Source organism: Ktedonobacter racemifer DSM 44963 (assembly GCF_000178855.1).
GTDB classification, from domain to species: domain Bacteria; phylum Chloroflexota; class Ktedonobacteria; order Ktedonobacterales; family Ktedonobacteraceae; genus Ktedonobacter; species Ktedonobacter racemifer.
Genome location: NZ_ADVG01000003.1, coordinates 2,168,898 through 2,182,649, shown reverse-complemented (window position 1 = coordinate 2,182,649; position 13,752 = coordinate 2,168,898). Strand labels below are relative to the sequence as shown.

General features: G+C 56.0%; 11 protein-coding genes. 7 read left to right on the top strand and 4 right to left on the bottom strand.

The features are described from left to right. Nucleotides 1–169 precede the first annotated feature (169 nt). Both KRAC_RS38490 and KRAC_RS38485 read left to right on the top strand, forming a co-directional pair. Nucleotides 170–1,477: an RNA-guided endonuclease InsQ/TnpB family protein gene (locus KRAC_RS38490; protein WP_007916730.1), complete on the top strand. Its 1,308-nt coding sequence runs from the start codon at nucleotides 170–172 to the stop codon at nucleotides 1,475–1,477. A gap of 165 nt (nucleotides 1,478–1,642) precedes the next feature. Beyond that, a complete protein-coding gene (locus tag KRAC_RS38485; protein ID WP_007916728.1) occupies nucleotides 1,643–3,028 on the top strand; it encodes an ISNCY-like element ISKra7 family transposase in 1,386 nt (461 codons plus the stop codon). 263 nt (nucleotides 3,029–3,291) lie between these two features. On the opposite strand, the gene KRAC_RS38480 is transcribed toward KRAC_RS38485, so the two are convergent. Then, nucleotides 3,292–4,803: a zinc ribbon domain-containing protein gene (locus KRAC_RS38480; RefSeq protein WP_007916727.1), complete on the bottom strand. Its 1,512-nt coding sequence runs from the start codon at nucleotides 4,801–4,803 to the stop codon at nucleotides 3,292–3,294. A gap of 409 nt (nucleotides 4,804–5,212) precedes the next feature. Next, on the bottom strand, nucleotides 5,213–6,187 hold the full coding sequence (locus tag KRAC_RS38475; RefSeq protein ID WP_007916725.1) for an LLM class flavin-dependent oxidoreductase: 975 nt from the start codon (nucleotides 6,185–6,187) through the stop codon (nucleotides 5,213–5,215). Between the two features lie 573 nt (nucleotides 6,188–6,760). On the opposite strand from KRAC_RS38475, the gene KRAC_RS38465 reads away from it, so the two are divergent. Continuing rightward, nucleotides 6,761–7,645 carry a site-specific integrase gene (locus tag KRAC_RS38465; RefSeq protein WP_007916722.1) on the top strand — a complete coding sequence of 295 codons (885 nt, stop codon included), beginning with the start codon at nucleotides 6,761–6,763 and terminating at the stop codon, nucleotides 7,643–7,645. A 119-nt stretch (nucleotides 7,646–7,764) separates the two neighbouring features. Here the strand turns inward: KRAC_RS38465 and KRAC_RS63335 are convergent, their stop codons facing one another. Beyond that, complete coding sequence (locus tag KRAC_RS63335) at nucleotides 7,765–8,169, bottom strand: ankyrin repeat domain-containing protein (protein WP_007916718.1); 405 nt, start codon at nucleotides 8,167–8,169, stop codon at nucleotides 7,765–7,767. Nucleotides 8,170–8,648: 479 nt separating this feature from the next. On the opposite strand from KRAC_RS63335, the gene KRAC_RS38455 reads away from it, so the two are divergent. Beyond that, on the top strand, nucleotides 8,649–10,151 hold the full coding sequence (locus KRAC_RS38455) for a GMC family oxidoreductase (protein ID WP_007916716.1): 1,503 nt from the start codon (nucleotides 8,649–8,651) through the stop codon (nucleotides 10,149–10,151). A 292-nt stretch (nucleotides 10,152–10,443) separates the two neighbouring features. Here the strand turns inward: KRAC_RS38455 and KRAC_RS80000 are convergent, their stop codons facing one another. Further along, entirely contained in the window at nucleotides 10,444–10,650 is a 207-nt protein-coding gene (locus KRAC_RS80000; RefSeq protein WP_420795848.1) for a zinc ribbon domain-containing protein, read from the bottom strand. Nucleotides 10,651–10,725: 75 nt separating this feature from the next. Between KRAC_RS80000 and KRAC_RS38450 the strand changes: the two genes are divergently transcribed. The 3 genes from KRAC_RS38450 to KRAC_RS38440 all read left to right on the top strand — a co-directional run bounded on the left by KRAC_RS38450 (nucleotide 10,726) and on the right by KRAC_RS38440 (nucleotide 13,747). Then, a complete protein-coding gene (locus KRAC_RS38450) occupies nucleotides 10,726–11,721 on the top strand; it encodes a serine hydrolase domain-containing protein (RefSeq protein ID WP_007916712.1) in 996 nt (331 codons plus the stop codon). Nucleotides 11,722–12,158: 437 nt separating this feature from the next. After that, the gene (locus KRAC_RS38445; protein ID WP_007916710.1) at nucleotides 12,159–12,935 is read left to right on the top strand and encodes a hypothetical protein; all 777 of its coding nucleotides are present in this window, start codon (nucleotides 12,159–12,161) and stop codon (nucleotides 12,933–12,935) included. Between the two features lie 95 nt (nucleotides 12,936–13,030). Further along, nucleotides 13,031–13,747, top strand: coding sequence for a hypothetical protein (locus tag KRAC_RS38440; protein ID WP_007916708.1), 717 nt, complete (start codon nucleotides 13,031–13,033; stop codon nucleotides 13,745–13,747). Nucleotides 13,748–13,752: the final 5 nt, after the last annotated feature.

Below are 13,752 nucleotides of genomic sequence, written 5' to 3'. Positions count from 1 at the left end.
GGAGCCTAAGAAGTCACCTAAAACGCCGCAGGATGCCCCTGCCCTTTGAGGCATGGGGAGGAATGCGGCGTTCCTTTGTCGGTGGCTTGGGTGGAATACGCCGTAGACATGCTCTCATCTGCTCATGTATTGTTGACAGTCAGATGAAAACTATGGTATAATGTAGCGTATGCAAACGGTATTAACAGCGAAACTCAAATTGAATACAACGCTCGAGCAATTCAAGGCATTACGTACAACGCAACTGGCGTATCGTGATTCACTCAACTATGTGAGCCAGTACGCCTTTGCGAATGGCAAAATGAGTAATGCTATTCGTTTGCAAGATGCCACCTACGAAGAGATCCGCCTCCGTTTTCATCTGCCTTCGCAAATGGCCTGTTCTGTTCCTCGCCAAGTTGGAGCCTCGTATAAAACCCTCTGGACAAAGGTGAAGAACAATGCTGTTCATCGTAAGGAAGGGAAGACCAAGAAACGCTACAAAGGGCTTGATCAGGCTCCCAAGTTCATCTCCCCCACGTTGACCTATCAGTACAAGAAAGACTACACCTTCAAGAAAGAGCAGCACGTGAGCATCCTGACCCTTGAGGGACGTGTTATCGTGCCCTATACTGGCTACAATAAGCATGTTGCATTGATCCAGCGTGGAGCGGAGATTGGTGCATCGAAACTCTGGTATGACAAAGCCAAGAAGCAATTTTACCTCCTTGTCTCTCTTGAAATTGAGACGGCTGATCCGACACCTGAAACGCACAAGCAGGTCGCCGGAGTGGATGTGGGGATGCGATACCTTGCCGTCACGGCGACGATGCAAGGGGATTGCACCTTCCATTCAGGCAAACAGATTGTCCCCAAGGCAAACCACTACGCACGACTGAGAAAACGTCTGCAAAAGAAAGGCACTCGTTCAGCGACAAGAAGGCTCGTTGCCATCAGTGGACGAGAGAGACGGTTGAAGCAGAATACCAATCATGTCGTGAGTAAGCGGATTGTCCTACAGCACCCTCAAAGCTTGATTGGACTGGAGCATCTGACAGACATTCGAGAACGTACCAAACGACGCAAAGGCAAAAATGCAAAACAGCGAAAAGCCAATCGTACCTTCTCCAAATGGTCCTTCGCTGAGTTGCATAGCATGATTGCCTATAAAGCGCTCTTACATCGAAGTATGGCAATCAAGGTCGATGCCAACTATACCTCGCAGGCCTGCCCCAAATGTGGGCACACCTGCAAAGAGAATAGGCCCAACAAAGGATTGCTCTTCGTCTGTCAGAATTGTCAGTACACGCTCCATGCCGATCTGGTTGGTGCAAGAAACATTGCGATGCGAACGCTTCTTATCCGGCAAGACTGGATAGGAACGGGCCTCTTGTCAGTACGCCCTGATGTGTCGGACGATGAAGCCAAAGCAGCACGCCTGAAACGGTATGCTGGATTGAGGTGGAGTTCAGACACAACTCCAAGCCCTCGGCTTTAGCCGTAGGGTACTGACTTCATAACATATATACCTCGCTAAGTGGTGCTGTAGTACTAGTTTGCGGTGCGAAATGGAGCCACTGAAGCGGCTTGAGAGCAGAAAGAGCGAAGAAAGAGCGTGGTAGAATGAACAAGAGGGGCTTATCAGGCAGAGAAAGGAAGGGCCATGCTCATCGATTGCTACCAACCAGAAGATGTGTTTGCCCGCGTGCCCGAGGTGGCAGCCCAAACCGATCCTGTCCTCAAGCAGTTGGATGGGTTGCTCGACGATGATGACCTCTATCAGCACGTCCGTGGAGATCTGGGGAAGCGCTATCGCTGGACGCTGGTGCATGGGCGGCATTCGACGCCGGTGGAAGTGATCTTACGCATGCTCATCTGCAAACACTTGTATCAGTGGAGCTTTCAAGAAACGGAGGAACGCGTCAAGGACAGCCTGGTGCTGCGCTGGTTTTGCCGCGTCTATTTTGAGCGAGTCCCTGATGATACCACGCTCATTCGCTGGGCCCACACCATCCGCCCAGAGACGGTGCATACCCTCAATGACCGCGTGGTGCATCTGGCGAGGCAGGCCAAGGTCACCAGCGGACGCAAACTGCGCCTTGATGCCACCTGTGTGCAGACCAACATTCATCATCCCACCGACAGTGGCTTGCTCGTGGATAGCGTGCGGGTGCTCTCCCGCTTTGTGCAGCGGGCCAAACCACTGGTGGAGGGCACGCTCTTGTCAGTGAAGCAAGCCTGCCGGAGCCGAGTGCGCTCAGCGCGTCGTGCTGCGCAGTCGTTGCATCGGCTGTTGCGGCGCAAAGGGGAGCAGAAAGAGGAGCAACAACGAGCGCTCTACCACAAGTTGATCACGACCACCCAGCAAATGGTCAAGCAGGCCAAGCAGGTTGCCGCGAACCTGAGTTGCCAGGCGGAGGCACCAGCCCAGCGACTGCTTCTTTCAGCTCAGCAGGTGCTCCCGCTTATCGAACGGGTCATCACGCAAGCCCACGTCCGAGTGCTGGAAGGCAAGAAGGTGGCTGCCAGCGAGAAAGTCCTCAGCCTCTTCGAACCGCATACCCGTGCTATCCCTCGCCACAAAGGTGGGGCCCTGGTGGAGTTCGGTCGGCACGTGGTGCTCGACGAGGTAGAGGGGGGCATCGTCACGCGCTTTGAGATCTGCGAGGCTCCTCATGAGCATGGACAGGCTGATGAAGCACTTGCCCATCATCAGCCCCTCTTTGCGCACCCTCCGCGCTGGTTGGTCGGCGATCGCGGGGTTCACGCTGCAGGGACGCGTGAGCGAGCGCAAGCCGCAGGGGTCAAGGTGGTGGCGATCCCTGCGGAGGGCAAGCGCTCGCAGGAGCAACGAGCCCAAGAACACACACGAGCCTTCAAACGGGCCTACCGCTGGCGTGCGGGGATCGAGGGGCGCATTCACAGCCTGCGCCGCGATTATGGGTTGCGCAGATGTGCCTATCACGGGGAAGACGGGATGCAACGTTGGATCGGTCTGGGCATCATCTCCAGTAACCTGCGCCATATTGCCCAGGCCACGGTCGCCTAGGGCTCATCCAGAGAGAACCTCATCCATGATACCGAGAGCAATGGCTCTCAACGCCCTTCTCATGCGCTTCTCTCCATTTCGCACCGCAAACTAGTACTAGTACATCGGCAGGCTATTGTTCCGTGACACTCCGCCGGCGGTTAAAACCGCGCGGCTTCTTGTGGCACTGCTACGTACGCGATCCTCTGAGTGGATGTCCCGTGGGGACGACTCGGCGAGGAGCGTAGTGGGTGAGCAATACCCGAAGAGACGCTTGCCATCCCTCACGTCTTCTTCGGCGCGGTGCCCTGCGCGACCACGGCTCCATACCCTGCGCCAAGAATGGATGGTTCTCCTGCGCATTGGGCGGCTTGGGAGCCGTGCCCACCTCCCGCTTTCGCGGACCTCTCTGCCTGCAGAGGAGCGTGAGGCTTTTCCTTGTGACACTGGCAGGATCCAAAGCGAGCCAGAAGTCGCTTGCCGATGACGCGGGAGGCATTGCGATCGGCATGGTCCCTCGCATCACAGCTGGGGCAAGACATGAGGGGTGATCCTGGCGTGTAGCCCTCTGCGGGTTGCCCATAGGCATAGCGAGCGATCGCCCCTCCGCAGTCGGCATGCTCCCGGCTCGTGTTGCGCGGGTTCACCCGACAGGTGATGATCCCCTGGTGGAAGGCTTTGTAGCGTGTATAGCGGAAGATGCGTCCGCGCAGCCAGTACGAGCGCTTCTCGTTGCCTCGGCGGCTGAAGCTGCCCTTCACTGGCTTGAAGTGCCCCAGGTGCTCGAAGACGAGGATGGAGGCGCCGTGGGCCTGGGCAAAGGCCACGATGCGATGGCTCACCTGGTGCGCGGTGTCCTCATCGAGGGCGCGCACCTTCGCCCACCGCTGCACATTGTCCTGTTCCCCCTCCGCAATGATGCCTGTGGCTCGTCGGTTGCGGGCAATGCGTCCAAGTTGTCTTTTCCTAAGGCCGTGGAGTCGCTTCCCGCCTCTAATGAAGCGGGTCGCCACCACCGTGCCTTCGACGGTTTGGATCGTACAGGCTGCCAGGTGGGTATCGATGTTGAGGTCCACGGCGCACAGCCGCGTGCCTTTCTGCTCGCTGAGTTGCATCTGCGCTTTTTGTGGACGCTCGATCTCGCGTTGCAGTGGGGTGTGCAGCCACCAGCGCCCACCCTTGCGCACCAACTGGGGGCTGCCTGCTTCCTGCGGCGTGCAGCCCTGGGGCAGGGGAGGGCCTGAGAGGCGCAGTTTGGTCCAGACCCAGCTGCGCCCCGTCCACAGCTTGAGCAGGATCTTGGGGCAAGCCCTCTCCTCAGTCGTGTCTGGTCTTGCCCCCTGGATGGGGGGGCCCTCGGCCTGCTGTCCCAGGGAGCGGCCCTTCCACATCCCGGCGTAGAAGGAGACGGAGCGATTCCAGGTGCGAGGAGGGACCGGAGGACGCTCAGTAAACCGCTTCTGTTTTGCCTGGGCCTTCTCTTTGCGCGCACGCCATTTGGCCAGGCTGGTCGTGAAGGCGTGGGCAGCTCCTAAAGCCGCATGGATGGTGGCACGGCGGAACATGGCCGGGAGCTCTTGCGCGATCTGGGAGAGCGGCATGACCGGGTGAGGGTTCTGTTTGGTGGCATGGGTAAGGCGTTCCAGAGCCGTCAAGGCCTCCTGGCTGGAGAGGTCGAGGATCAGAGGGTGGGCCTGGATGACCTCGAAGTAGAAGGACGCTACCTGATTGAAGAGGGTCTGCGTGGCGTGAAACCAGTTCGCCTGCTCGGAGCGAAGGAGCACAGCTTGCTTCATGGTCTTGGTACTCCTGAAAGGTTTCCCTGCCATGGGTCCACTTCTTCCTTTCTTCCTCGCGGTGCCCCCGCTTGCCGCTGAATAGGGGTTGAGAGGGTTCTGCTCCCCTTGTTCGTGCCAACGGAACAGGCATCTGCCTCATATGGCTCGTGCAGAGTATAGCACAGATGGAACACACGTTCAACCCTCTTCGAGGAAAGCCAGCAGAGGATGAAGCCAAGGCAAACCAGCCTCACTGCTGAGGCGACAAGCTACGTGGTTTGCGGCGGGTTCTTCTCTCTCAAGAGGCAAGGGCTAAAGCCGCGTACGCCTAACTACTGGGGCTAAAGCCCCATAGCTTGCGGCGGGCTAAAGCCCTTTTCTGTCAAAGGGCATTCTCCTCGCATTTCCACCAGGGCATCACGATAGGTTAGATTTGCCCAAGTAGTCGCATGATTCGGAACTGCTCATCTTTGCCATTCTTCACCGGAATGGGCATAATCAGCAACTCATCCAATCCTGCTTCCAGGTTCTTCTTCAGACGCTCCTCGATAGTGGCTTCATCTCCAGAAACGACCAGATTCTCTATAAGCGCTTCGGAGAGCTCACCCTCTGGCGAGACAGGAAAGCCCGCGTTCGCGAACATTTTGGCATAGAAGGGAAGCTTCCCGTAAAGCCCTAACTGCCGTCGCGCGGCCGCTATTACCTCCTGCCGATCCTGGCTAAGCGCCACCGGAATATGCGCTACCAATGGCGGTACAGGACGCCCTTCGCTAGCCGCTCCAGTTCGTAGGGCTGGCAATGCTTTCTCCAGCAGATAGTGTACTGGACAATTCCATGAGAGCGCGCCGTCCGAGATTGCGCCCGCAAGTTGAAACGCGTTCTCGCGCAAAGCCGAAACCAGCAGCGGAGTATGTGGCGCACGGGGAAACGTTGATTTGACGTTGTAAAAGCGCCCCTGGTAATCCACCTTGCCATCCCAGAGCAAGCCACGCAGCACGGCAACGTATTCGCGCAAGTGTTCCAGAGGGTCAGCCATCGCGAGACCATAGACGCCCTCTATAATTGGGCGATGGCTCGGCCCGACGCCGAGGCGCAAGCGCTCCGGGACCAGATCATTGAACGCGAGTACCTGCTGGGCCAGCGCCAGGGGATGCCGGGGATAGGTGGGAACAATCGCTGTTCCCATGCGTATCTTGCTCGTTTTCATCGCTGCAGCAGTGTATATACCGAGCGTATCGGGAGCAGGCGTTACCTGCGTCATCCAGACCTGTTCGATACCGGCGACCTCCGCGTCAACAATCGCTGCTACCGCTGAAGCCGCATCCGGGGCAGCTATCGCCAGGCCAATCCGCTCGCGTGCCGTGCGAGATGCGGCTGGAGAGGATGCATTACTGGTTTGCATACATGGCACTCTTTCTAGACTATAGTGAATACACTTTCTAAAGACAGAATAACGGTTCTCGCCTAACGGTAAATTGGAAATTTCTTGGCTCTCCCGCAATTTGATACTGCAGGCGAACCCCTCTGAGCAGTCTGCTCAAGGGATGGGCAGCGAGCAGGGTGAGACTGGTTTATGTAACCACAGCCTCTGCTCACCCGTATTACAGCAGAACACGCGTTCTCGTTCATGAGAACCGCAGCGCATAAGAAGGCAGAGCAAGGATGGATGTTGAGTCGCTCCATCCTTCCTGCTCTGCTGGCACTGCACGTGCAACAGATAGAGCCTGGCTCTCTGTCTGCACCTTACGAGAAGACAACACGTATCCTGTGTCGACCGGTGCATGGTTCCCATCTTCTCTGGGAGGCAAGCGCCAGCACAACACAGGGCACCAAAGAGAGCACGGAGCCCCTCTTCACCGTCTTCTCCCTGCTCTGCAGAGGATTGCCTCTGTAGGCAGACGGCTTCGCAATTACTGAACGCAACGACAGACCTTGTAAAACCACGTCATTTCACACACAGAAGAATGTGCCTACGATGGGGAAACGACCAGGGCTCCTTTATGAAGCGCAACAGAGGCTGGACAGTTTGATGGCGCTGGGACAGAGCCGCGCGCACGCCAAAGCCCAGGCTCGCGTCCTGGGAACCTATCACTGGCCGTTTTCTGATGGAAAGATTCACGCCTATACCACACGGACAACATATCAGAACATCGTAATGCGCTTTTTGTGCTGGTGCCGCGCAACGCATGGGACCAAACGCCTGCACGAGATCGATCAGCGTGCGGATGCGCTCGTCTCTGCCTACTTGCAACTGCATGTGCAGGAGGGCTACAGCCCCTGGACGCTCTCCACCACGCGCAGCGCCTTGCGCCTCTTCTTTGGTTCTCCTACTCTTGCCAGCGAGGTGGCATTACCGGCACGTCGCCGAGAGGCCATTCGTCGCTCCCGTACCCCTTTTTTGCATCAGAAACGGCCTCGCCACATGTCTCCAGAAGCCTGGCAGGATCTGCTTGCCTTTCTTGGCGCAACCGGCTTACGGCGGCATGAAGCGCGAGCACTGCGGGTTGGTCAAATCGAGAGGCAGTTAGATGGACACGTGGTACTCGCCCACGTCCACGGCAAAGGAGGCAAAATACGCCAGGTTCCTGTCCTTCCGGGGCAAGAAACAACTGTGCTCCGCCTGGTCGAGGGACGGCGGGGCGAGGAGAAGGTCTTTCCTCGCCTCCCGAAGCACCTCGATATCCATGCCTATCGTCGACAATATGCCCAGGCACTCTATCAATCGCTCTCTGATTGTCCTCTGCCCCCGCCACAGGGTCGCCTGCCCCAGGGCATCCTTGATGAGGAAGCCGTTCTGGTCGTGTCACGCGCGCTGGGGCATAACCGTCGAGACGTGGTCCTGACCTCCTACCTGCGCTAAGCAGACACCATCACCCAGGAACAGTACTATGGATTCAACTTGAAGTTGGGCCAACATGAGTGTGGCCGCGAGCAGAGAGCAGCACGCTGCGTTTCCCATCCATCCTTGTCGCCCATTCCTTATCCCGCGGAGTTCCCTTCTTGACCTGCTGCTCCCTGTTCAAGAGAGGCTTGCAGGAGCCGTTTCATGGCAGCGCCTCGTGCAACCTGCCACGGAGCCGACCTGCTCTTCCCTTTGGTATGAACATCGGCTCCTCGTGAGAGCAGGAACGCGACCATCTCCACCTTCCCACACTTGACGGCACGGCACAGAGGGGTATCGCCCAGTTTATCTCGTGCTTCTAGATCTGCTCCACCATCCAGCAAGGCTTGGGCAACTGGGACATTTCCCCGTCGCGCCGCCATGTGCAACGCGGTACAGTGTTTGAGCTTCTCCCGAGCGTTGACGTTTGCTCCGCCTTGAACCAGGACACGAACGACATCCGCGCCATATGCCCCATAAGAGGCATTGCCGACGAAATACAATGGGGTGTGCCCCTGTCATTTCTTCGATATCCTGGTTCATACACAGGTTTGGTGAATGTTGAGTTTATGATAGCTGAAGTGATCCATTCCTTGAGCACAAACGCCCGAGCATTTGCCACTTTATTGAAGAGGTTTCACCAAACCTGTGTATGAACCGATATCCTGGCGCGTTTATATCATAAAATGGCACACCTCTCTCGGAAACCGCTTCTGGAGCAGCATGATTTTATACAACCATTAATTGGCGCAAAGCTGAAATGAGAGACGCCGAAAGGCAGGGCAAGTTGTCCTTTGCCCCCATGGTTAGCACTTTGTCAAATCGGTTGGTTATTCGTAGGTTCGCTGATGTTGACATGTAGTACTTGCATCGCTGCCATAAAATACAAAGCGATATATGAGAAATACTACGTTAAGCTGAACGGTGGAGCAGTTTCGCCTCCTCGAGGAAAGGCCCTCAAGCAAGTAAGAAAGAAGAAAAAATGATATACGACTATATTCTTGTGGGAGCTGGTTCTGCAGGGTGTGTGCTGGCCAATCGGTTGACCGAAGATTCTGCAACCTCGGTTCTCTTGCTCGAAGCTGGTGGCACTGATGAGACGGTGCCGGACATCTATGATCCCATGAAGGCGTTCGCACTGGCTCATACCGCAGTTGATTGGGCCTATACGACCGAAGCAGAACCCCATCTCAACCATCGGAAGATCGATTGGCCGCGGGGCAAAGTGCTCGGGGGCTCCAGTTCCATCAACTACATGGTGTATGTGCGGGGGAATCGCTATGACTTTGATCACTGGCAAGCCCTGGGAAACGACGGCTGGAGCTACGCGGAGGTGCTGCCCTATTTCAAGAAAGCGGAAAACCGGGAATACGGGGCCTCCGCCTATCACGGCGTCGGAGGTCCGCTCAATGTTTTTGAGCCGCCTGCGATCAATCCACTGACTGAAGCGTTTCTCGAAGCCGGAGAAGAACTGGGCTGGTCACGCAATGACGATTCCAATGGAGCGTCGCAGGAAGGCTTCGGCACGTTTCAGAGCACCATCCGCGCTGGCAAACGGCACAGCACCGCCGTCGGCTATCTGCATCCCGTGATGCATCGCCCCAATCTCACCGTCTGGACAGACACGCTGGCGACGCACGTCTTGTTTGAAGGAACACATGCGGTGGGGGTCGCCGCTCTCAAAGATGGCTGCGAAGAGCAGGTCTGGGCGAAGAAAGAGGTCATCCTGTCTGGTGGCGCCATCAATTCCCCTCAGCTGCTCCTGCTCTCTGGTGTAGGGCCAGGTGAGCACCTCCAACAAGTGGGTATACGTGTGGTGGCTGATGTGCCGGGGGTCGGGGAAAATCTGCAGGATCATCCAGGCGTCTTTACGTACCACACCACGAAACCCTACTTCTCAGCGTTTGGCGACTTGGCCGCCTCTGGGAACGCGTTCGTGAAGACCCAATCGGCTCTCCCAGAGCCAGACCTCCAACTGATCTTTGGTCCGTTCTTTCTCCCGCCAGTTCAGGGGAATGGCTATACCGTTATCGTCGTGCTGGCAACTCCGCAAAGCCGTGGTCGGATCAGGCTGCGCTCATCGGATCCGACACAGTATCCGGCAATCTTTGCCAACTATCTGGCGAAGCCGGAGGATGGAGAAAAGTTCATCAAGGGAATCCAACTCGTACGACGCCTGAACCAGACCAAAGCGTTGGCGGCCTTCTATCAAGCGGAGGTATATCCAGGGGCGCAGCTGCAGCGAGCAGAAGAGCTCGCCGAGTTCGTCCAGGCGTTTTATCATACCGTTGGCACGTGTAAGATGGGGCAGGATGCGCTGGCGGTGGTCGATGAGCAGTTACGGGTCCGGGGAACAGCCAGTCTGCGGGTCGTGGATGCTTCCATTATGCCCACCATTGTAAACGGCAATACCAATGCCGCGACGATCATGATCGCGGAGAAGGCTGCTGACTTGATCAAAGCCACCAGCACAGTCCTGCGCTGAAGTCGCCCGTCGTGTAGGCTGCCTGGGAGCGGGAGCAACTGGAGAAGGAGACTGGCAGGAGGGACCCAAAAAGGATGCGGCCATAACCGTACAGGGCGGATGCGCCGCGCTAATTGACTTGACGTGGAGGCGCAGATTCTATGACAACTCCGTTCTCCGAAACTTACTCATATATGGACACGCCATACGCGGTGTTCGGTTCCTGCTTCAGTGCAAACAGCAAGCTTTTCGCTCGTCTTACACCTGCTCCACAGGCGTCAATTCCCGCAGAACTTGCGGTACTCCATTCCTCTTATGCCAACGCTGCTAAGTTTCTGGCAGCGTTGTAATCTCGATCCTGCACGCTTCCACAATCCATGCAGACAAAGATACGATCCGAAAGCGTGAGTGTCTCATTGACCCAACCACAACATGAACAGGTTTTCGAGGAAGGCTCCCAGCGGGAGACCCGCTTAATCTCCAAATTTACATCTTCTTGACACAAGGTGTCAGGTTTCATCGATACAATTGGAAACAAGATGACTCTGGTCATTATACATTCATCTACACATGCATCAGAATCTGGAGGGATCGTATGATCAGTGAAAAAAGATTGGCATTGGCACTTGAGCAGGTAGAGAAAGACCATCCTCTGAGTGGAGCTCTTCTGATTGCTCAGGACGGAAACGTCTTATTTGAAAAAGCGTATGGCTTTGCAAGTAGACAATTGCAGGTTCCCAACGTCCTTGAAACCAAATTTCATATCGCCTCGGTGACCAAGATGTTTATCGCGATGGCTGCGCTGGTTCTCTCTGAACAAGGACAGATTTCGCTTCAGGAAAAGCCGTGCCACTATCTGCCCGAATTAGCAGTGCTCGATCAGCATATCACGCTTCATCATCTGTTATCCCATACGTCCGGTTTACAGGATATTTACGATATCCCGAACCTGCGGTTTGAGATGCAACGACTCAAAAACGAACAGGGAGATCTGCTCTCGTATCTGGTCAAGCTGCCCCAATTGTTCCAGCCTGGTGAGGGATGGAGATACAGCAGCACTGGCTACATTTTGATGGGCTATCTTCTGGAAAAAGTGACTGGCTTGTCGTTCGACGAATTGATGAAACGCCATGTTCTCACGCCGCTCGGCATGACCAATACCGGCCTGGATCGGCCTCGGCGGATTAATCTCGGACGTGCCTATGGTCATAGCGTTGAGAATGGAGAAGTGGTCCATGCGGACAATGACCGCTTGAGCATTTTCGAGGAGGCACCTGGAGAGCTATACTCAACGGTGCAGGATCTCAAAACGTGGTGTGACGCGATGTTCACGTGTCCACTGGTCTCTCCACACACGTTGGAGTTGATGTTTTCATCGCACGGGCAAGGCTCTATGTGGGGGATTTCCTGGCAGTATGGATATGGATGGTTTCTTGCTCCTGGCTTTCGGATGCACGGAGGCGGAACTCAGGGCTTTTGCTCGCTGATCAGACAATATCCAGAGCAGAAGGTCAGTATCGTTGTACTCTTGAACTCTTACATGGATACGTATCCAATCATCAGCGCGGTTGAGCCACTTCTTCTGAACTAATCACTCGTTTGGTGACAGCTCTCAAAGAGAGGAGCTGATTCGCGTTACTGCTCTCGCTGACCAACACTTCCATCCAGCAGACGATGGCCGCCAGTCTCTGTCAGATAGGTGTTAACATTCCTCCTCTACTGGCTTCAGAGGCCAATTGGCCATCATCACTGCCAAGATCTGTCAACTCTCCGGGTCTCCCGCTACTTTGGTGATAAGATCTTCAATATGGTGGAGCGTGTTTTTTATCTGGGATTGAAAAACAAGAGCCATCAGAAAAACAAACTCATCCTTCACCAAAGTAGCGGGAGACCCATACTCAGGCTGAATTTATACAATGATGTTCCTGTTCATGTAGATTCCCGTTCACTGGCTCATCCGCCTGCCAATGCAGGTGGGTGAGCCAGTTTTTTTCATGTCTTTTTTCAAACAAAAGAAGGAGAATCCCTATGCGTCGAGAAGATGCACGCTATCGCTTCTTGCTCCAAGAACTAGAAGCCTTCACCGCCGTGTACAGGAAGACGGCCCAGGCCTGGTTTGTGGAGTTTACCCGTGACTCATCCCACGTGACCGACCAGGAACACGGCTACCGACGTGTCTTTCCTGGGCAGCTACTCGCCCGGATCGAGGGCTTTGACACTCCCAAACAGCTCTTTCAGCCCTTTGGCCCGCTCCCACAACCCGCGCGCTTCTTTCTGCCCTATCGCGACATCGTTCTGACCCCGTTCAATGATGAGATAACACGACAACTCGTTGCATGGTGGCACAAAGAGTGGCGACGCCAGTTTCTCGATTTTGCCCATATCCCACCTGCGCCGCCGACACGCCCCAGGGTACTCATCCCCTGTGGCTTTCGCACCTGGCGCTATACCGATCAATTCCTGGTCAGGATCGAAGGCGGAGTGAGAACGCGCCACTGTCAGGTGAGCACGTATTGCACAGGCTACGCTATCTGGCGTTTTCCGCTCCCTCCCGCGCCGTTGCGGCTGCTGCCTCCCCTGCTCCTGCCACGGCTCCATCGGCTGGCGGGCCTCACCGATTGGCGACAACTGGAACAACTCCCTCCCGCAGTACATCGCGCCCTCTCAAAACGCGTGGCCCAACTGATCACCTTTTACACGACGCGCCCCCTTCAGGTCACCCCACTGCCATTGCCCTCGCACACACCGCTCTGCCAGGATATCCCACAACAACAGAGCATGCAGAGAACCTCCGCTCATGAATAAGCGTTCCCTTCCCCGTTGCCGCAGCCCTCCATCACGCCTCTCACACGATCAACGTCTCACCAACAACTCACTCATAGAAAGGACATCAAACTGTCATGTCTGAGACCAACCATGATGCGCATGTATCACTTGATGCTAACAACACGGCACACCACCCCACACACGAGGACCGGTCCTACCGGTACCTCCCATTGGGTGGTCGTATCCTTGATCGCGAACACATTATCACCCTCATCGATCACCGCCCCCGCCTGCTTGCACCGGGCATCGAGATCGTGTTCGCAAGCGAACGCCTGGCACCACTTTTGATTCAGGACCAGGCCGACCAGGAGGTCCTGCTCGACTGGTATCTTCACGCGCGTCCCTCGACCCCTCGACCGTTTCTCCAGCTCGGCACCCACCTGCTCTCACGAGCACACATCTGTGAATTTCTGGAGAGTGTCATCGAAGGCGACACGACGCTCCTCCTGCGCTCTATCTCACTACCAGACCCGCTCATGGGAGACACAACCTCCTCCATCCAGACCCTGGAACTGCGAGGACGGACCGCCGATGCGGTCCGACACTGGCTCTCGGCGCAGACAGAGATTATTGTGCCTTTGAGGCTTGCCGCCAGTCTGCCTTCCACAGCCCTGGGGTTCATGCAGGAAGCGCCCTCCTGTCCCCATTGCGAAAGCTGGCTCACGCCTCATGTGGACCAGCAAACACAGCGCACCCTGACCCTGGTCTGCCCGCTCTGTCAGTACACCGACGGCCCCTTTACCCGAAACGAGGATCACACTCCTTCAACCAACATACCAACGAAAGGATAAACATG

Coding starts and splice junctions, on each gene's coding strand:
- KRAC_RS38440 (WP_007916708.1), top strand. CDS start 13,031: ATGTCTGAGACCAACCATGATGCGCATGTATCACTTGATGCTAACAAC.
- KRAC_RS80000 (WP_420795848.1), bottom strand. CDS start 10,650: ATGAAACCTGACACCTTGTGTCAAGAAGATGTAAATTTGGAGATTAAG.
- KRAC_RS38445 (WP_007916710.1), top strand. CDS start 12,159: ATGCGTCGAGAAGATGCACGCTATCGCTTCTTGCTCCAAGAACTAGAA.
- KRAC_RS38490 (WP_007916730.1), top strand. CDS start 170: ATGCAAACGGTATTAACAGCGAAACTCAAATTGAATACAACGCTCGAG.
- KRAC_RS38450 (WP_007916712.1), top strand. CDS start 10,726: ATGATCAGTGAAAAAAGATTGGCATTGGCACTTGAGCAGGTAGAGAAA.
- KRAC_RS38485 (WP_007916728.1), top strand. CDS start 1,643: ATGCTCATCGATTGCTACCAACCAGAAGATGTGTTTGCCCGCGTGCCC.
- KRAC_RS38480 (WP_007916727.1), bottom strand. CDS start 4,803: ATGAAGCAAGCTGTGCTCCTTCGCTCCGAGCAGGCGAACTGGTTTCAC.
- KRAC_RS38455 (WP_007916716.1), top strand. CDS start 8,649: ATGATATACGACTATATTCTTGTGGGAGCTGGTTCTGCAGGGTGTGTG.
- KRAC_RS38465 (WP_007916722.1), top strand. CDS start 6,761: ATGGGGAAACGACCAGGGCTCCTTTATGAAGCGCAACAGAGGCTGGAC.
- KRAC_RS38475 (WP_007916725.1), bottom strand. CDS start 6,187: ATGCAAACCAGTAATGCATCCTCTCCAGCCGCATCTCGCACGGCACGC.